Annotated in this window: 13 protein-coding genes; 3 read left to right on the top strand and 10 right to left on the bottom strand. The window is 52.1% G+C overall.

Going from position 1 to position 18,566, the window contains the following annotated elements; all coding sequences use genetic code 11:
- Positions 1-8: 8 nt before the first annotated feature.
- The 7 genes from PBOR_RS08460 to PBOR_RS08435 all read right to left on the bottom strand — a co-directional run bounded on the left by PBOR_RS08460 (position 9) and on the right by PBOR_RS08435 (position 8,428).
- Positions 9-971, bottom strand: a complete 963-nt coding sequence (locus PBOR_RS08460) for an ABC transporter permease (RefSeq protein WP_042211281.1) — start codon at positions 969-971, stop codon at positions 9-11.
- A 306-nt stretch (positions 972-1,277) separates the two neighbouring features.
- Entirely contained in the window at positions 1,278-1,655 is a 378-nt protein-coding gene (locus PBOR_RS34940; RefSeq protein WP_052429386.1) for an acetylxylan esterase, read from the bottom strand.
- Positions 1,558-1,761: an acetylxylan esterase gene (locus PBOR_RS38450; RefSeq protein ID WP_342671106.1), complete on the bottom strand. Its 204-nt coding sequence runs from the start codon at positions 1,759-1,761 to the stop codon at positions 1,558-1,560. Before PBOR_RS38450 ends, PBOR_RS34940 begins: the two co-directional genes overlap by 98 nt.
- Before the next feature lie 62 nt (positions 1,762-1,823).
- Entirely contained in the window at positions 1,824-2,927 is a 1,104-nt protein-coding gene (locus PBOR_RS08450) for a rhamnogalacturonan acetylesterase (RefSeq protein ID WP_042211280.1), read from the bottom strand.
- Between the two features lie 63 nt (positions 2,928-2,990).
- Entirely contained in the window at positions 2,991-4,532 is a 1,542-nt protein-coding gene (locus tag PBOR_RS08445; RefSeq protein WP_042211279.1) for a glycosyl hydrolase family 28 protein, read from the bottom strand.
- Positions 4,513-7,116: an exo-rhamnogalacturonan lyase family protein gene (locus PBOR_RS08440; RefSeq protein WP_042211277.1), complete on the bottom strand. Its 2,604-nt coding sequence runs from the start codon at positions 7,114-7,116 to the stop codon at positions 4,513-4,515. The genes PBOR_RS08445 and PBOR_RS08440 overlap by 20 nt, the downstream gene beginning before the upstream one ends.
- A gap of 253 nt (positions 7,117-7,369) precedes the next feature.
- Positions 7,370-8,428: a glycoside hydrolase family 88 protein gene (locus PBOR_RS08435; protein WP_042211276.1), complete on the bottom strand. Its 1,059-nt coding sequence runs from the start codon at positions 8,426-8,428 to the stop codon at positions 7,370-7,372.
- 156 nt (positions 8,429-8,584) lie between these two features.
- Between PBOR_RS08435 and PBOR_RS08430 the strand changes: the two genes are divergently transcribed.
- From PBOR_RS08430 to PBOR_RS08415, 3 genes are all read left to right on the top strand, one after another.
- Positions 8,585-9,445, top strand: a complete 861-nt coding sequence (locus PBOR_RS08430; RefSeq protein WP_042211275.1) for an AraC family transcriptional regulator — start codon at positions 8,585-8,587, stop codon at positions 9,443-9,445.
- 258 nt (positions 9,446-9,703) lie between these two features.
- Positions 9,704-10,237, top strand: a complete 534-nt coding sequence (locus PBOR_RS08420) for a hypothetical protein (protein ID WP_042211273.1) — start codon at positions 9,704-9,706, stop codon at positions 10,235-10,237.
- Positions 10,230-10,697: a hypothetical protein gene (locus tag PBOR_RS08415; RefSeq protein WP_042211272.1), complete on the top strand. Its 468-nt coding sequence runs from the start codon at positions 10,230-10,232 to the stop codon at positions 10,695-10,697. Before PBOR_RS08420 ends, PBOR_RS08415 begins: the two co-directional genes overlap by 8 nt.
- Before the next feature lie 57 nt (positions 10,698-10,754).
- Here the strand turns inward: PBOR_RS08415 and PBOR_RS08410 are convergent, their stop codons facing one another.
- The 3 genes from PBOR_RS08410 to PBOR_RS08400 all read right to left on the bottom strand — a co-directional run bounded on the left by PBOR_RS08410 (position 10,755) and on the right by PBOR_RS08400 (position 18,562).
- Entirely contained in the window at positions 10,755-11,390 is a 636-nt protein-coding gene (locus PBOR_RS08410; RefSeq protein ID WP_042211271.1) for a serine/threonine-protein kinase, read from the bottom strand.
- A 69-nt stretch (positions 11,391-11,459) separates the two neighbouring features.
- Positions 11,460-12,587, bottom strand: a complete 1,128-nt coding sequence (locus PBOR_RS08405; protein ID WP_218918891.1) for a sensor histidine kinase — start codon at positions 12,585-12,587, stop codon at positions 11,460-11,462.
- 266 nt (positions 12,588-12,853) lie between these two features.
- The gene (locus tag PBOR_RS08400) at positions 12,854-18,562 is read right to left on the bottom strand and encodes a HAMP domain-containing protein (RefSeq protein ID WP_042211269.1); all 5,709 of its coding nucleotides are present in this window, start codon (positions 18,560-18,562) and stop codon (positions 12,854-12,856) included.
- Between the last annotated feature and the right edge of the window lie 4 nt (positions 18,563-18,566).

The raw sequence follows: 18,566 nt of genomic DNA, 5'->3' as shown, positions 1-18,566 counted from the left end.
TTTGCCTCCTACCATAGCCCGGGTTCCCCCATCTTCTTCGCAATCGCATTAGACCCGATGACGAAGACGAGTCCGACCAATGCCTGGAACAAGCCCATCGCGGTGGCCAGCGAGAATTGCGCCGATTGAAGACCCACTTTATAGACAAAGGTACTGATTACCTCCGCGTAATCCATGACCAGCGCATTCCCCATTACGAACGGCCGTTCAAAGCCGATGGTCATAATTTTGCCGAGGGCCAGAATCAGCATGACCACAATGGTTGAGCGGATTCCCGGCAGGGTGATGTTCCACATCTTCCGCCATCTGCCGGCTCCGTCTACTTCAGCAGCCTCATACAGCTCCTTGTTGATGCCTGTAAGTGCAGCCAGATAAATAATTGTGCCCCAGCCTGCGCTCTGCCAGACTCCAGTTCCCAAGTACACGAGCAGCCAGTGATTCTTCTCTGTCAGGAACGGCACGGTATCGAAGCCTAGCGCTACGATCATATTGTTGACGAGGCCGCCTTTGTTGGAGAAGATTTGGTATACGAGACCGCCGATGATGATCCAGGAAATAAAATGCGGCAGATACAGAATGGTCTGCGATATCTTTTTGAACCAGACGATTCTGAGCTCATTCAGCATCAGTGCCAGAATAATCGGTGCCGGAAAGGAAACAATCAGATCCAGCAGGTTCAGCAGCAGCGTATTGCGGACGACCGTGTAGAACTGGCTCATAGCGAATAGTTCCTTGAAGTTTTCGAACCCGATCCATTCGCTTCCGCTTACCCCTTTGAAAATGCTATAGTCCTGAAAGGCAATCCCCGCACCGTACATCGGTACGTACTTGAAAATAATGAAATAGGCGATTGGAAGCAGCAGCAGCAAATATAATTGATAGTCCTTCCAGATCCCCTTCGCGATCCGCTTCGGTTTAATGGTCTTCGGCGGTAACCCCTTCGTTTTTGACTCTGCAATACTCTGGTTCATAACATCCCTTCCCTTACGGTTGCTTGACGTATATGTCTGCTTAATGTCCCTGGCCTGTGCTGCCGGCCGGGTCGAATAACCACACTATACCCGGGGGTGCAGACCCGCACAATAGACTCATTTCAGGCGGCTTATCCGATTTCCGAACCCTTATACAGCGCGGTATGGCGGGCTTTCCCTCATCCTTGAAGGCAAAAAAAAGAACGCTTCCCGGTGCAGGACAGCGTTCTTTGCTGAGTGTATTTTTGCTGAAATTATGGCATTAATCCGCTTAAAGCGGAATGCGGTTCATCCGGCGGAATGGTGTCAATCCGCCAGAATGACCTGATCAAACCCAGGCTTTATCAAAAAACTGATAGATCTTATCATTGATCTCCGGCAAGCCCTCATGTCCGAAGGCCAATTGAACCGTATCCAGAAAGATATGGCGGACCAGCAAATTCTCCGGCGCATCATCGAGCCCGCGGATGAAATGCCCAGACTGGTGAAGGCAAGCTTATCCGACCAGTCGCCGGCATTGCCGGAGTATCCATGGAACTGCAGGATCGCAGGATGCGGGCCGCCCGCTTCCTTAGGCCGGAGATACTTAGCATGAATTCTTGCACCGCGCACTCCGGTGAAATAGATAGAGATGATAGCAGTCTGCAACAGGGGAATGAAACTCTGCGGGGAACAGTTCCACATTCGGCTCTCCCCCTCTCAGCTCCTCAAGCGCTTCTTCCAAGTAGCGGTCGAAATCCTCCGGCTTCGGGGTGCTGCCCGTATAATCTTTAAGTTTGTCTAATGGCATATCCAGTATGGGCATGCTTATCGCCTACGTAGTCGTATATCTATAGCTGGCGTTGCAAGAGTCTATCTCAAATACATAATGAGCGTCTGCAGATCATTCTCGCGGATGCCCTGGACCACCAGCTCGGCAATTCTAAGCCCGCCGCGCTCCTGGAAATGGGTATTGTCCCGTACCCCGCTGGAATAATTGCTCCACTCTCCCCGCTCACCCCAGAGGAAGATAGACTTCGTCCCGTCAGGCCCTTCCGCCTCGAACAACAGCTTACTCTTCGCAGCCAAATCGATGAGCACTATGCCTTCCTCTTCAGCCAATTGCTTCACCGCATCCAGATAAGCTCCATGGGTATCCGTCAGCTTCCCGGAAGCATCAAAGTAACGGCGGTGCACAGAGGTAATAAGCACCGGAGTCGCTTGTCTGGAGCGTGCAGCTTCAACGTACTTGCGCAGATACTCCACATACGTCGTAGACGGGTCGGTATGGCGCTCCTCATCATTCTTCTGGTCGTTATGTCCGAACTGGATGAACAGATAGTCGCCCTCTTTAATATCCTTCATAATTGCGTCAAGCCGTCCCTCGGAGATGAAGCTCTTGGTGCTGCGGCCGCCCTCTGCATGATTGGCTACAGCAACATCATGCTTGAAGAACCGCTGCAGCTGCTGCCCCCAGCCGGAGAACGGAAAGCCGCCCTCGCTTGCGTCTGTAACGGTGGAATCTCCGGCCAGGAACAGGGTGACCTGTTCTTTGGAAGGAACTATCTCCAGCACGTTCACTCTTGGAGCCAATCCCCCGAAGCTAAGCTTCAGCTGGCCGCCCCGCACATTCACGGCAAACATTTCGCGGGCATATTGCCCCGCCACCGTATGAATATCCGGCAGGACAGAACGCTCCCCGTTGCTCTTCAGTGTAGTATGGGTTGGCGCATACGCATCGCCTGCCGTTAGGGTGACAATGTAATTTCCGTCTGCCACATCAGCAAGGAAGGTGCTGCCAAACGGAATACAGAAGTCACCGGTCAGTGCTTCCTCATCTCTTTTGAGTGCAGAAACATGACTACTCTCAGTGAAACCGTATCCACGTTCCGGAGCATAAAGATCCTCCGCCGTTACCTTCGTGTATCCATTACTCACTTCCGTGCTGTCAGGTCCAAAATCATAATAATACGCCATTATTCTATTCAATCCTCCACGGGTCCAGGTTACTTACATTTTATTGTTCTGCGGCAAGCCGGTCTATACCTGCCTGGTATTATGAAACTGATAGTCTTCATCCATCCGTGACATAACGGACACATTCCTCAAGGCCAGACCTTCAATATTGTAAGCCTTCAGCCCATATCTCCCAATTGCCGATACATTCTCCAGTACGATATTCTGCAGCGGACTCTCCGGCAGCCCGGCCATGAACACCGCATTACCGGCATACGTATCGAGGACGATGTTCCGGAAGCTAATGTTCCGGATGATGGACGTCCCTTCATTGACCACTTCCCTGAGGTCCGCATCATATTCGATATGGCTGTAGAACTGGTCGATGTTGATCGCCCCTCTGAACCACTCGCAATCCTCATGCTCCAGACTGTAGTTCTTCAGCGTACAATTCTCATACGAGATATTCTCGATGACAGCGCCCCGGCCTCTTGGCGCTTTGACCGTCCCGATGCTGTATACGTCTTCGAACGAGCAGTCGATGACCTGCACATTGCTTACCCCGCCGGCCATTTCACTGCCAATCGCCACACCGAAGCCGCTTTTGAACAAGCAGTTGGTAATCCTAATGTCCCGGGAGGGTATGCCCACCCTTCTGCCTTCTTCATCCCGGCCGGACTTAATGGCGATACAATCATCCTGGCTGGCAATCATGGAATTGAAAATATAGATGTCACTTGAGGAATCAGGATTCAGCCCGTCTCCGTTGAAAATATTCTCGTATCTCCGGCCGTACCCGTCATTCTTCGTATAGATGCTGATCCCATTCGCGCTGACATGATTACAGTAGATGAGATGAACGCACCAGGCAGGCGACTGCCGGACGGTAATATCCTTCAGATATACATAATCCGTGTTCCGCAGACATACCGCTCTGCCGCGGTATCCCTTCTTCTCAGCCATTTCTCCCTTGAAAAGCGCTGCGCCGTTCGCATCAATCGTCCCTTCGCCGGCAATCGTAATCTGCTCATGCCGCTCCCCGCCGCTGTCTTTAGTGTTAACCAGACTCGCATAGCAGAGCTGCTCCCGGCCTTCCCATCTGTAGGTCATGACCGGGTAATCCGCAGGATTGCCACTGCCCAGCAATACGCCGCCTTTGGCTACATACAGGGTCATATGGCTTTTGAGATAAATAGCGCCGGTACCAAAAACGCCCTCGGGAACATATACCGTACCGCCAGGAGTACACGCATCAATAGCCGCCTGGAACGCTGCTGTGTTATTAGTGCCGCTGTCCGCTACTGCCCCGAAGGAAGTAATATCAAATCTCTCACTTCCCGGTTTGGTTGAAGCGGTTAGGGCTGGGCCCGGCCGGGACACAGCTCCGCTTCTGGAGACAGCGCATACCTGCACCTCATACACCTGCGAGGGTTCAAGTCCTGTTAAGGTATAGTCCGTAGCGGTGCAGATCCCCTGAATCTTCCCATCCACATACACTTGGTAACAGGCGACATCATCTGCAGGCTGTGGCTTGTCCCATACAAGGGCAATTGTTGTATCTGTCTGTGATGCGGGAGGTGATACAAGATTACGCGGTGCAAACCCGTTAACGTCTGTTGTTGTCATCTGATGGATCCCCTTCTTCATTCATCTGCTCAAGCAGCTTGGCAGTTTCCATATAATTAAGACTCCACTGGGAAATACCGTTGGTATTCACGAACGGAACCTCCCGGATCTCGCGGATATATTCTGTCTTTGGAACATTCGTGTATATCAGATTGCCCTCATCATCCGTCTGTCCGGGTGTATTCGAGCTGATGTCCGCTTCACTTCTCAGCATATTAAGTGCCTGCTGCATCCGTGCCGGATTCTGGTGGCGGTAACCGGTGTACGCCGGCATCCGGATCGCAAACCGCAGGCCATCCCAAGCCTGATCATTGCTATCATTAAATAAGCCGCCCGACTTCAGGTTTCTTTCTTCAGGTGTCATGGCGAAATAATCACCAAACTGTGCCAGCATATCCTTGAACTCTTCATCGTGAATCCACTCGGCCAGCTCGAACCAGATTTCCGGTCCCCCGAAGCAGATCACCATATGATACTGGTAGTTCCCTTCACTCAGGTAATGCAGCTCACCGGTTTCCGGATTGTAGTGAAAGTGGGAGCCGGAGGACAGCCGGTTCGGTGCCTGCTTCAGGCTCGCTATACCGGTCAGAATCTTGTCACGGTACTTGGTATCCTGATATCTCTCCCACTGCACCATCCAATTGGACACATAAGAAGACCAGTCAGGACCGGTGCGGACGGATGTGTAACCTTCTGCTGTAACAACCTGATCCCTCGGTTTGGCATAGTCGGCATCCTTCACAGAGTCCATAATATCCCCGGTCCGCTCATCGCCCGTCAGATAATAGAAGAAACGGTGATGCCCGGCCATGGAAATACGCGGCTCCTTCCATCTGCAGCCCCAATGGCGCACATTGTGGCGGCTGCCCAGCATCGCATAAGCGCCAAGATGATACATATCTACCTCACTCGTATGCCGCGTCATCGCCCGGGCGAACCGGAAGATGTCATAATCTCCGGTACGCAGGAACAGCAGCCAGTTCACATAAGTATTGCACAGCTCCGTATTCTGCCAGGCGAACCCGCCGACATCATAACGCCAGGTGTGCCGCACATGATCGTAGGTATGCATCACATCGCCGTAATCCCAGAAGCCGTACCACTTGCGCTGCTCCACCTCTTGAATGTAGAAATCCATGAACCCCAGCAGTGCCCGCTCATGCTCAGGCGCAGTGTATTGCTCCAGCTTCGGCGGAAGCCAGTAGGTACCGAATACCTTAGTCTCTTCATAGACCTGCGGATCAGCAATAAGCAGCGAATCGGTCTGTACATCTCCGGCAAAATCAAGAATCGCCTGCTTGCCCGGCATCTGCCCGAACAGCTTGAGCGTAATTTCATTCGTATTGGCGATCCCTTCCGGATGATTATCGATATCCCCATAGGAGAACGTATGCGAAGCCGTATCATATGCCCGGAAATCGAACGCTTCCGCGTATCGGCTCCACAGCCAGACCGTCAGGGCAGGCTGCTCCCCGGCGGCATCCGTAACCTCAAGCGCCATCGGGGATTTCTGCCAGAAATCCTTAACCGCCGCGCCCAGAATAACACTCTCACTACCGAAAAAGGCAGCACCCAGCGAGCGGTTCCCCTGGGCGGCGGGAATGTAGGCGCACTGCCGGTTCGTGCTTTTGAGAATACTGTAGTGATCACAGGAATCCTGCTGCAGGCGGAAATTCCCCCAAGCCGCATTATCCCGCACATTCTCCAGCAGACCCGCTTCTTCAACCAGATGGACCGGGACAAATTGCCCGCAGATCTGCTGCTGTTCGTAGACCGGATGGGCGGCGCCGCTATACGTATACATCGGCTGTACCGCTTCATAGAACATGCCCGTATCGCCGGTAAAACCGACATGACGGTTCCACAGCTCTCCGGTAGCCTCCATATTGAACTGTACCGCAAGCCCCTTCAGATAATCGGTATTCTCATCCGCATCGAAGGCGAAGCTGTGCACCATGCGGACCTCATCACTGCCGGCATAGAAGTAGAGCCGGATGACAAAAGGGAACCGCGAAACCTCACGGTTCATATATTCATGAATGCCTTCCAGCTTGACGACTGCCCGGAGCGGCCCTGCTTCTTCCAGGGTAATCTTCTCTGTAACTCCGTTCAGCTTATGGATGGAGATCGTTTCGATTCCTTCCTGCTCATCCCTGTTCTCGATCAGAGCCGTCAGCTGCGCGGATACCGGCTTGTGATCCGTCTGCTTGCGCCGCAGTGAGGAGATCAACAGGCTTCCCTTCTCAATCCGGCAGGAGAGCAGACCGCTTTCAACCGTTACTGAACCATCCGGAGATTGGGAGGCTGAGATAGTAGCGGCGGCCGTTGGTTCAGCGCTCTCACCTTTGCTTACACAGTATGCCTGACGCGTATCCAGCACCCCGCTGTGCAGCAGCCATTTCACGGACCCGTCCGGCCAGTAGGCATTAATCCGGGTCTGGACGGGAACGCCCGTCCCTGCTTCATCCTGAAGCGAAACGGCTTCTCCCGGCAGCAGAGCCCCTTGGCTCCAGGGTGTACCGAAGCTTACTGGCGCCTGTTCCGCTTGTCTTGCTGTCAACCAATGTAACTGCAGCTTGGACATGCTGATCTTCTCCTCCATTTCTATTTGTTAAAAAATCAGAATAAACTTCAAAATATCAACTAAAAGCTCAGTCGTCACTCCGGTGAAGTTTTGGACTTCCGGCCGCTGTTGTTCCCAGATTTCCTGATTTAAACCGCTGTTCGCGGTAGAAATCCGGTAACAAAGGCGGACGCTAACGCTCCTTCCAGTTCCAAAATTCCCCTCCGATCCTTTTTGCTTTGCGTAATGATTTAGTACATCTTACTGAAGCCTATCAGCAGTGATGCGCCAGCGCCTCACTGAACAGCATCATTACAACCCCGGTTGAGTATTGTCTCGGGGCGTAAGGTACCCGCAAGTATCCTGCGGCATCCTGGCAGTCTGTACCGCCGGAGGCATGCAGCACCGTGCCGTCATCGGCAAGATGATTGTTCAGGATTTCCACGGCAATCTGCGCTCCCCATTCACGGTACTTGTCATCCAGAATGCCAAGGCGGTGGCCCTTAAGCGCTGCATAAGCGAACAAAGCCGAGCCGCTGGTCTCAGGGTAAGATTCCTCCACATCCAGCAGTGTCCGCAGCAGACCGTCCTTCATTCTGAGAGCGTAAGCGCTCTCCATCTGCTGCCTGAACACTTGTTCATACTTCTCCGTAGGGTAAGGCTGCCCGTTCATAAGGCCCAGCAGCTCAATTACACTGACCGCCGCCCAGCCGTTGCCGCGTCCCCAATGCTCCCCAAGCCGCTTTTCCGCAAGGCAATGATAACCATGGCTGTACAGCCCGCTGCCCGGATCAAACTGGCAGCCGATATGAATATCGAATTGATTCAGCGCTTCTTCGGTGCAGGCCTGATTCTGGTCTTCGAGACCAAAGCGCAGCATGTAAATGCCCGCCATGAACAGAGTATCAATCCATAGCTGGTTCTTATAATCCTCAAGGCCCCCGGCTCCCGGTCCCCAGACGTGGGCGAACCCTCCATTCGTTGTGCGCAGCGCGCCGTGAACGCACCAGTCCGCCACTTCCCTGCATAGCTTGCCAAGCAACGGATCACCCGTTTCCCTGTAGACGCTGAGCAGCGCATTTGCAGGCGCGACCCAGTTGACCGAACCATGCCTCAACAAATGTACATTGTCCGCAGTCCATTGCTTCAGGAATGCCCCGTACCGCTCCTGCCCTGTCTCCTCATAGGCCTTGATCACTCCGTACAATGCGACCCCCTGAACCCATTCCCAATGGTCCAGGTTGTCATGTTCATCTGTGCCGTGCAGCTTGTTCCAGAGCTTATCCATCCCTTGTTCAAGCCTCTCTTGCTGCAAGATAACGTTGGTCTTCATATCTTCCTCCCGTGACTGGCTGTATGGCTTGCTTCGCGTAAACAGACTAACACAATATAAATGGTATTACTCCGCAAATAAGCGCAATAATACGAATATTCCATTTATTTTGCTATAATCAAGGTATTAGTCAGGTGAAAACGAAAGGAGCTCCCTATGTCTGTCCAGTCCCTTCCCGGCATGCTGCGCTTCGGCTCAGATGATGACCCTTTCAAGGTCGAATTTGACCGGCGCATCGGCTATTATTCCATGAGCAATAATCACTACCATGTTCAGCATGAGCTCTTCTATCTGTTCAGCGGAGAACGGAAATATTTTGTTAAGGACAGCATCTACCATATCCAGGCGGGGGATCTTGTAATCGTGAATTCCAACGCCCTGCACAAAACCTCCGAGCTCGACAAGCCTAATTATGAACGGATTGTTGTCTATTACGATCCGTCCTTCTTTGACGGGTTCACAGCGGAGGAGAAGCAGCTGCTCCAGACCCCTTTTATCCATAACCATCCGCTGATCCGCTTCAATCTTCAGGAACGCCTGCATGTGGAGGGCCTGATGTTCTCGCTTATGAACGAAATCATCGAACAGCCGCCGGGTTATACGCTGCATATCCGGAATATGGCCGTTGAGCTGCTGCTGTATACCGCCCGCTCCATTCTGAGACGAGGCTCGCAGGCGGCTGATGAACCCTCACCGGTCCAGGATAAGATTACGGATATCGTACGCCATATCAATCAGCGTTATGGTGAAACCCTGCAGCTTGAGGCCATAGCCCGCAGGTTCTATATCAGCAAAAGCCATCTCAGCCGCGTGTTCAAGCATATTACCGGCTTCGGGTTCGCCGAATACGTGAACATCACCCGGGTCCGGGAGGCCGAACGCCTGCTGCGGGACACGGACCTTAGCGTCACGGCGGTGTCGGAAGCCTGCGGCTTCGAGAGCCTCACACATTTCGGCAAAGTATTCAAAACAATCTCCGGCCTCCCGCCCCGGGATTACCGGAAATTGCAGCGGTGAAGAGGCGGGATTAAGAAGTTATAAGACTATCCTGCCCTCAGTTAAGATCCCGTTAAGAACGTAATAAACTAACGTATAGAGAAGAAAAACCATGCCGGCACCAAGATTAAGCAGGATTATATTCACATTCTGGCGGGATATGTGCCATAGCAGACTTTTAACGGCGGTTGCGTTTTTTACAAGGAATAGAACTGCGTGTATGATTCCCTTTAACAACTATGCTGAGTTCCTGTAAGCAGCTGGAGGGAGTCTTGAAGAGTGGCAGAGATACAGACCGCGAAAACCTATTATTTGGGCGTTCATCCCCGCAGGCTGGATCCGGTAAGTCTGGAGTTTTCGAGCTTTGGGGTGCTGTGGTACGAAGAGGGCAAGCAACGGTATGTTGTGGGTTACGGATTTGGGACAGACCAGATCGAAACGCTGTATCACTTTTGCAGATCCTCAGCCTACTTCACCTGTTCGAATGAACAGATACTGGACGATATTTACACAAGCATCCGGAACAAACAGCAGGAACAGGACTGGCGGACACGCAGGAGATTAGCTTTTTGGACAGCCTTCAGAGAACCGTGGAAAAGCATGCATAGCGGCTGGTATGTTTTCCGGTCCCGCAACAGCTTCCCCTTACACCTGTCTGTTGTCCGTAAAACTAAATTTAGCATCTGGCTGGAGCATTCAGCCGTTTGCGAGAGCGAAGCCCAGCTTACGGGGTATCTGGACCGGGCGAAACAAACCCATCATCTAATATCAATAGTTCCTATGGAAATTCAGGAGGGCATCCTCTATGAATAGTCACAAGCTGTCGCATATTGAACTCTTCGCTTTTGATACTACCCCTTCGTTCACTGACAGACCGGTCCGCGCCGGCTCGTTATATCTGCTATTGAGACTCACCTGGGGGGAACAAATCTGCTACGGGGAATGTCTAATTCCGCTAGATGGGCAATCATTTGATCTAACGAAATGGGGTGCTCCGCTGCGGTGTATTCACCATTCTACAGTTGAGGAAATAGAGGTGACTCTGCGCCGCAAGGAACAGGAGTGGACAACAGGCCAGCTCGGATTGCTGCAATCCGCCTTATCCGGCATTCTTCAGGCCAGAGTCCCTGTTACCGCCGGATACACAAGACATGAGCAACAGGTAAACTCTCCCGCCCTCTTCATCCCATATCCGGGGAACCGGCGCTTCCGTGAGTTGACGTTATCCCGGTTAATCGACGAATCAGTCGCTTATTATTCCATTCTCCGGTAAGCGAACAAGCGGCAGCCCCGGTGGCGAAAATAACGTCCTGGACTGCCACTTGTTCGATTATTGCTTCAGCCGCCGCCACAGCCGGTAACCCTTGCGGACGGTCTCCAGAATGGGCCGGGGAACCGGAAACATCCAGCGGGAGGCCACCGGCTGGTACAGATGGTAATAGGCTTTCTTGTAATCCTCCCACATGCTGCAGTCCTCTTCCTTCAGGAAATCAGAGATATCTACAATCAGGCCACGGCCGTCCTGAATCATTACATTCTTGGCGTGGACATCATGCGGATGAAGCCCCCGGGAACGGGCATAGTCAAGTGCATTGTCAATATCCTCTACAGCCTGCCCGGTGATGAGAATCCCCCGTTTCATCGAGTCATAGAAGGTAACTCCTTGCAGCCGTTTCAGGATCAGAAAGTCAGGTCCGCTGTAATAGCATTCGGAGAACGCCGGATGACGGCCGAGACGGCGGTATACCTCTGCTTCTTCCGCAAGCCCCGGCCTCCCCGGGGCATATACCTTCACTGCATAATCGGGAGCTTCCGGATGATAGAAAACGGCAGCGTAATTCCCGGTTCCGAGCACCTTCCAGGGCTTTGGCACGCTGCGGACCTTCACCGGTTCCAGCGGATCAATACTCTCTATCGTTGCTTTTGCCAATAACTCACCCTTGATCCGTTCTATCAGCTTCTCCATTCTACTCACCCCGCAGCCCAGTTCATACTAACTCTATCGTTCTAGTGTACGTCAAAACACCAAAGCTGCCTATTGAGCATTCAGCAAACCGCCCTCTACAAGCTCATTCGGTTCACACACCCAGGGCAAAGTAACCCTCACGCTGGTTCCTGCCTGAAGCTCTGAATCCACCCTGATCCGCCCGCCGTACATTTCAATTAATTGTTTACAGATAGACAATCCGATGCCTGTCCCTTTTTGTTTGGTGGTAAAGAACGGGTCGAAGATCCGCTTCAATTTATCCGGCGATATCCCTTCGCCATTGTCTTGGAAGATCAGCATAATTTCGTTTGTCTCAGCGGCGGTGGTAACTGTAAGATCTATCCGGCCTTTGCAGGCTGTAAAGGAATCAATGCTATTCTTCAAAATATTCAGGAAGACCTGCTCCAGCTGTGAGGCGCTGCCAAATGTTAATATCGTATCATCGGAATAATCCACGGCCAGAATAATATCGTCACTAAGTATGAGCTGATTCACAATGTTGTTCACTCTATGTATAACCTCGATCACATTAAAAACTGCACCGCTGTTCTTCGCACTATCCCCTTTCCGCGACAGCATCAGGAAGTCCGTGACTAAGCCGTTCAGCGTATCGATTTCTTTAATTGTAATATCCATATAGGCACGCAGTTCATTAGCTTTGATCTCAGGCTCTTTCAGCCTATTATTCACAAGCTGGGCGAAGCCTTTGATCGAGGCCAGCGGATTACGGATCTCATGTGCCATGCCTGCGGCCATCTGTCCCATCACCGCGATTTTTTGTTCATGCAGATTGTCGATCTGCTGGTTTTTATTAGACAAATACCCCTGGGCAAAGCCGGTAAACCGGGTCCAGTTGGATTCCATCAGCCGGTTATAGAAAAACAGGCGGTTCGCCGGATCATCCACGAGCTCTTCAATGATTCCGAACATCCTATTCTGGGCGGTTAAGTTCAGGTCCTTGCTCATTTCAAGCAGGATATCAAAATGGTCACCAAATATCTCTGCAGTATAGACCCCTTGCGCAAACCCCTCTTGCTCCTGTGTGTGCAGGTACTGCTCATAATCAGAAGAACCCAGGAACAATGCTTCTATTATAGACATTAAGGTCATAGTGAAGGTAGCATCTAATAATTCCTTATGCGTCTCTATGAACCAGGCGAATTGGGGGTTTTTCATGATTACAGAGTGATAATGACTGTTCAGAATGCTAGAAACTGCCGGGGCTAATGACGACCGCAACTGATTTTCACTGTATCCCATTTCCATCCTCCCTCTTTGCTTGATGTATTCAATATATGTTTATATTTTCCTGCTTAAAAAATAGAGTAAATCCATATTTATTTTAATTTTAAAATATACATTATATATAACAGAACACCCCAAGCCTTCCGCTTATGCGGAGTGGTTTGGGGTGCCAGTAAATCACTTATTCTTATGATCTCTTATTTATCCAGCCATGTACGCATCATTGATAGCAGCTGCGCACTGTTGACCGGTTTGGTAATGTAATCCGAGCAGCCTGCTTCGAGGCACAGCTCCCGGTCTCCCTTCATCGCTTTCGCCGTCAGCGCAAGAATGGGGAGGTCCTTGAATTCCGGCTTGAGCCGGATGGCACGGGTCGTTTCGTAGCCGTCCATCCCCGGCATCATGATATCCATCAGGACAATTTCGATGTCCGGTGTCTGTTCCAGAAGAGTGATGGCATCCTGGCCGTTCTCCGCAGGGATGACTTTCATCTGATGACGTTCCAGAATGGAAGTGAGTGCGAAGATGTTCCGGATATCATCATCCACTACAAGCACTTTTTTAGACTCAATCATTTCATCCGACTGATGCAGCTTAACCAGCTTGTCTCTTGAATCGGACGGCAGGTTCTCCACCCTGCGGTGCAGGAAGAGGGTTGTTTCATCAATCAGCTGGAGATTCGATTTCACCTCTTTGAGCACCGCCATTTTGACCAGCTCATCCCACTCGCCTTCTTCAGCCGGTGTCAGCTTCTTGCTCATGTGAACCAGGACAGGAACCCTTTTGTTCTTGGCGTTCTTGTACATATCCCGGATAAACCGGATGAGATTCATATCCGGCAGGCCGCTGTCCAGTACGATACAATCGAATTCTTTGGTGTTGATCTGGTTCAAAGCTTTGCGTCCCGTGTCCACTGCAGTGATGCTGAGATCAGTGTTGCTTAGCAGCTCGGCGACTTGTTTGCGCTCCTGCTCATCCTGGACGGCCACCAGCAGATTTCTGGATTTCTTGTCCGTGAATTGATTCAGACGGTCGAGCGCATTCTCCAGCTCCTCATTGGTCACCGGTTTCCGGAAATAATCATGTGCTCCCCTCTGTAACAGAAGCACCTCGTCCTCGTCAACTGTCATCACACAAACCGGAATATGCCGAATCCCGATATCGTTCTTCAGCTGCTCCAGCACCAGCCAGCCGTCAGTGTCCCCGCCTAGATGCAGATCAAGCGTGATAGCTATCGGCTGGTACTTATGAACGAGCTCCAGCACATCCCAGCCGCTGGAGGTAATCACCGCTTTGATTCCTTTTTTATGGAGCAGACCGAGAATAATTTCATTGAACTTCTGGTCATCCTCAATAATCAGGAATACACGGTCTCCCGGCACGATCTGATCCCGGTCGTCAATGAACATGTCATCAGCCGGCTTGGCCAGATTACTTCTGCGTTTGGAAGGGGTGATATCAATCACTTCCGGAACATGTGCCTTGGGGATCTCCGGTTCCGTGAACTCCGCTTCCGTAGGCAGGTACAGATTAAATACGCTCCCCTTGCCCGCTTCACTGTACAAGGTGATTTCTCCGCCTAACATCTCGGCGATCTCGCGGGATATGGCAAGACCCAGACCTGTCCCGCCATATTCCCGGTTCGTACTCCCGTCCGCCTGCTGGAAGGCTTCGAAGATAATCTGCTGTTTCTCATGCGGAATGCCGATTCCCGTATCGCTCACGGAGAAGCAGATCACCGTTTTGGCCCGCGTCAGCGATTCATTATCCGGATGCCAGCCCTCGCCCGCCTTCCGGATCTGCAGCATGATCTGCCCTTGCTCCGTGAACTTAAAGGCGTTGGAGAGCAGGTTCTTCAGAATTTGCTGCAGCCGTTTGAAATCTGTTGCTATTCTGGCCGGCACACCGGAATCAATGATGATCCGGTAGTCGAGCTTCTTGGCATCCACCATATGGCGGAAGGTACGGTCAAGCCCGTCTGTCAGCTCTGTCAAAGATACCTCGCTGTAATCCGGCGTAATCGTGCCCGATTCGATTTTGGACAGATCCAGAATATCGTTGATAAGGTTAAGCAATTCGAGTCCAGAATCCTGAATCGTCTTCGCGAACTTCACCTGAATCTCATGAAGATTCTCATCCGGGTTCTCGGCCAGCTGTTCTGCCAGGAGAAGCAGGGAATTCAGCGGAGTACGCAGCTCATGCGACATGTTGGCCAGAAACTCGGATTTGTACTTGGACGTGAGGGCAAGCTGTTCCGCTTTCTCCTCCAGATAACGCTTGGCTACCTCTACCTCGTGGTTCTTGCTCTCCACTTCCGCCTTCTGCAGCACAAGCAGCTTCGCTTTATCCTCAAGCTCGTCGTTCGTATTCCGCAGCTCCATCTGCTGCTTCTGGAGCTCCTCGGTGAGGGACTGGGATTGGATCAGCAATTCCTCCGTACGCTGGTTCGCCTGCATGGTGTTGATCACGATGCCGATGGATTCCGTTAGCTGGTCCAGGAAGGCAATGTCGATATCACTGTAAGGACGGAAGGTAGCCAGTTCCAGTATCGCCAGCACCTGATCTTCGAAAATAATCGGCAGCAAAATAATATTAAGCGGGGTAGCTTCTCCCAATGCGGACGAAATCACAACATAGTCGCCCGGCACATTGGTTAGCAGAATCCGCTGTTTCTCGATTAGACACTGGCCTACCAGCCCTTGCCCGGCCCGGAATTCATTCGCCAGATGCTTGCGGCTCTGGTAAGCATAGCTGGCGAACAGCTTCAAGACCGCCTCCCCGCCGGATGGTTCATTGATGTAGAAGACACCATGCTGCATAGATACAAGCGGAGCCAGCTCGGACAGGATCATGCGGCTCACTGCATACAGATCTCTTTGGCCCTGCAGCATTCTGGAGAACTTGGCCAGATTGGTCTTGAGCCAGTCCTGCTCTGTATTGATGCGGGTCGTTTCCTTCAGGTTCCGGATCATTTCGTTAATATTATCCTTGAGCGTCGCGACTTCACCGGAGGCAGATACGTCGATTGCCCGTGACAAATCGCCGTTCGTCACCGCCGTTGCAACGTTGGTAATGGCACGCACCTGCGTGGTAAGCGTGCTCGCCATGTAGTTAACGTTGTCGGTCAGATCACGCCACGTACCTGCTGCTCCAGGCACACTGGCTTGTCCGCCCAGCTTCCCTTCGGCGCCTACCTCCCGCGCCACAGTGGTCACCTGGTCGGCGAAGGTAGCCAGCGTCTCGATCATATTATTAATCGTATCGGTCAGCTCGGCGATTTCACCTTTAGCTTCCACGGTCAGTTTCTGCTTCAGGTTACCGTTCGCTACCGCGGTCACAACCTTGGCGATCCCGCGCACCTGATCCGTCAGATTGGTCGCCATAATGTTAACGTTATCGGTCAGATCCTTCCAGATCCCCCCGACGCCGCGCACCTGGGCTTGTCCGCCCAACTTACCGTCTGTACCAACCTCGCGCGCAACCCGCGTAACCTCGGAAGCGAATGAATTCAGCTGATCCACCATCGTATTAATCGTATTCTTCAGCTCGAGCAGTTCGCCTTTCACATCTACTGTAATCTTCTTGGACAGATCGCCGTTCGCTACCGCGGTCGTAACACCGGCAATGTTGCGCATCTGAATGGTCAGGTTACTGGCCATGTAGTTAACTGTATCGGTCAGATCCTTCCAGGTCCCGGAAACATCCTTAACTTCCGCCTGCGCGCCGAGCTTACCATCCGTTCCGACCTCGCGTGCTACACGCGTAACCTCGGAGGCGAAGATCGACAGCTGGTCCACCATAGTGTTGATCGTATTCTTCAGTTCAAGAATTTCGCCTTTTACATCTACCGTAATCTTCTTGGACAGATCCCCTTTGGCTACCGCCGTCGTAACATCTGCAATATTCCGCACCTGGTCGGTCAGATTCCGGGCCATATTATTAACGCCTTCGGTCAGATCCTTCCAGGTTCCGCCGACGCCTTTCACCTGCGCCTGCCCGCCCAGTTTGCCGTCTGTACCTACCTCGCGTGCCACACGCGTAACCTCAGAGGAGAACATCGAGAGCTGGTCCACCATCGTATTGATCGTATTCTTCAGCTCCAGGATTTCGCCTTGGACATCGGCTGTGATTTTCTTGGACAGATCACCATTCGCTACCGCCGTCGTCACAACGGCAATGTTACGCACCTGGTTAGTCAAGTTCGAGGCCATATAGTTTACACTCTCGGTTAAATCCCGCCAGGTACCCGCAACACCCTTCACCTGCGCTTGTCCGCCCAGCATACCTTCGGTACCTACCTCACGCGCCACACGCGTAACCTCGGAAGCGAAGGTAGAGAGCTGATCCACCATCGTGTTAATCGTATTCTTCAGCTCAAGGATTTCTCCGGTCGCATTCACCGTGATCTGCTTGGACAAATCTCCTTTGGCAACCGCCGTCGTCACTTCGGCGATATTACGCACCTGATCGGTCAGGGTACCGGCCATAAAGTTAACGCTGTCCGTTAGATCCTTCCAGGTGCCGGATACTCCCTTCACATCCGCCTGACCGCCGAGAATGCCTTCTGTAGAAACCTCCCGCGCTACACGCGTTACCTCGGAGGCGAAGTTGCTGAGCTGGTCCACCATGATATTGATGGTGCTCTTCAACTGGAGGATTTCGCCTTTCGCATCAACGGTTATCGTCTTCGATAAGTCGCCCTTAGCGACAGCGGTTGTCACTTCAGCAATATTGCGCACCTGGTTGGTTAAGTTAGAAGCCATGTAGTTTACGCTTTCCGTCAAATCCCGCCAGGTACCGGATACGCCTTTGACATCGGCCTGTCCGCCAAGGATCCCTTCCGTACCTACCTCACGCGCCATCCGGGTAACCTCGGAGGCAAACGTCGACAGCTGATCCACCATCGTGTTAATGGTGTTCTTGAGCTCCAGGATTTCGCCCTGGACATCGGCGGTAATCTTCTTCGACAGATCGCCGTTTGCGACGGCTGTGGTCACAACCGCGATGTTACGCACCTGGTTGGTCAGGTTGGAGGCCATGTAGTTTACGCTTTCGGTTAAATCCCGCCATGTGCCGGATACATCCTTCACGTCCGCCTGCCCGCCAAGTTTACCTTCCGTACCGACCTCACGTGCTACACGTGTAACCTCGGAAGAGAACATAGAGAGCTGATCCACCATCGTGTTAATCGTATTCTTCAGCTCAAGGATTTCGCCCCGTGCATTAACTGTAATTTGCTTCGACAGATCACCGTTCGCCACAGCAGTCGTTACCGCCGCAATATTACGCACCTGATCCGTAAGGTTAGTCGCCATGTAATTCACGCTGTCGGTTAAGTCCTTCCAGGTACCCGATACCCCTTTGACATCTGCCTGGCCGCCCAGAATGCCTTCCGTACCGACCTCGCGCGCCACACGTGTAACCTCAGAGGCAAACGTGCTGAGCTGATTCACCATCATATTAATATTGCTGGCCGTCCGCTGGAATTCACCGGTGAGCGGCCGTCCTTCGATCTCCAGCTCCACCTTCTGGGACAGATCGCCTTTGGCTACTGCGTTAATCACCCGGACCATTTCGCTGGTCGGTTGTATCAGGTCAATGACCATACCGTTCAGCGAATCGGTAATCGTCTCCCAGGCTCCGCCCAGATTCTTCTGCACGAACCTTCTCGAGAGATTACCTTCTTTACCTACTACCCTGGCTACTGTCTGGACTTCAGTCACCAGGCTTTCCTGAATGTCCATGATCTCGTTAAAGGTATCTGCAACCTTACCGGCCATACCTGTGCGGTCATAAGGCATTCTATGGGAAAAGTTCCCTTTCTTCATCGCCATTAAGGCGTTGAGCAATTCGCCGGCGTCAATCTGATCCCCGTTTATCTCTTTGATTTGGTTGTGATCGCTCATAGTA

This window comes from Paenibacillus borealis (assembly GCF_000758665.1).
Lineage (GTDB): Bacteria > Bacillota > Bacilli > Paenibacillales > Paenibacillaceae > Paenibacillus_AQ > Paenibacillus_AQ borealis.
This window is presented reverse-complemented; position numbering and strand designations above follow the sequence as displayed.

Coding starts and splice junctions, on each gene's coding strand:
- PBOR_RS34940 (WP_052429386.1), bottom strand. CDS start 1,655: ATGTGGAACTGTTCCCCGCAGAGTTTCATTCCCCTGTTGCAGACTGCT.
- PBOR_RS08440 (WP_042211277.1), bottom strand. CDS start 7,116: ATGTCCAAGCTGCAGTTACATTGGTTGACAGCAAGACAAGCGGAACAG.
- PBOR_RS08415 (WP_042211272.1), top strand. CDS start 10,230: ATGAATAGTCACAAGCTGTCGCATATTGAACTCTTCGCTTTTGATACT.
- PBOR_RS08435 (WP_042211276.1), bottom strand. CDS start 8,428: ATGAAGACCAACGTTATCTTGCAGCAAGAGAGGCTTGAACAAGGGATG.
- PBOR_RS08460 (WP_042211281.1), bottom strand. CDS start 971: ATGAACCAGAGTATTGCAGAGTCAAAAACGAAGGGGTTACCGCCGAAG.
- PBOR_RS08445 (WP_042211279.1), bottom strand. CDS start 4,532: ATGACAACAACAGACGTTAACGGGTTTGCACCGCGTAATCTTGTATCA.
- PBOR_RS38450 (WP_342671106.1), bottom strand. CDS start 1,761: ATGCCATTAGACAAACTTAAAGATTATACGGGCAGCACCCCGAAGCCG.
- PBOR_RS08410 (WP_042211271.1), bottom strand. CDS start 11,390: ATGGAGAAGCTGATAGAACGGATCAAGGGTGAGTTATTGGCAAAAGCA.
- PBOR_RS08450 (WP_042211280.1), bottom strand. CDS start 2,927: ATGGCGTATTATTATGATTTTGGACCTGACAGCACGGAAGTGAGTAAT.
- PBOR_RS08405 (WP_218918891.1), bottom strand. CDS start 12,587: ATGAAAAACCCCCAATTCGCCTGGTTCATAGAGACGCATAAGGAATTA.
- PBOR_RS08430 (WP_042211275.1), top strand. CDS start 8,585: ATGTCTGTCCAGTCCCTTCCCGGCATGCTGCGCTTCGGCTCAGATGAT.
- PBOR_RS08400 (WP_042211269.1), bottom strand. CDS start 18,562: ATGAGCGATCACAACCAAATCAAAGAGATAAACGGGGATCAGATTGAC.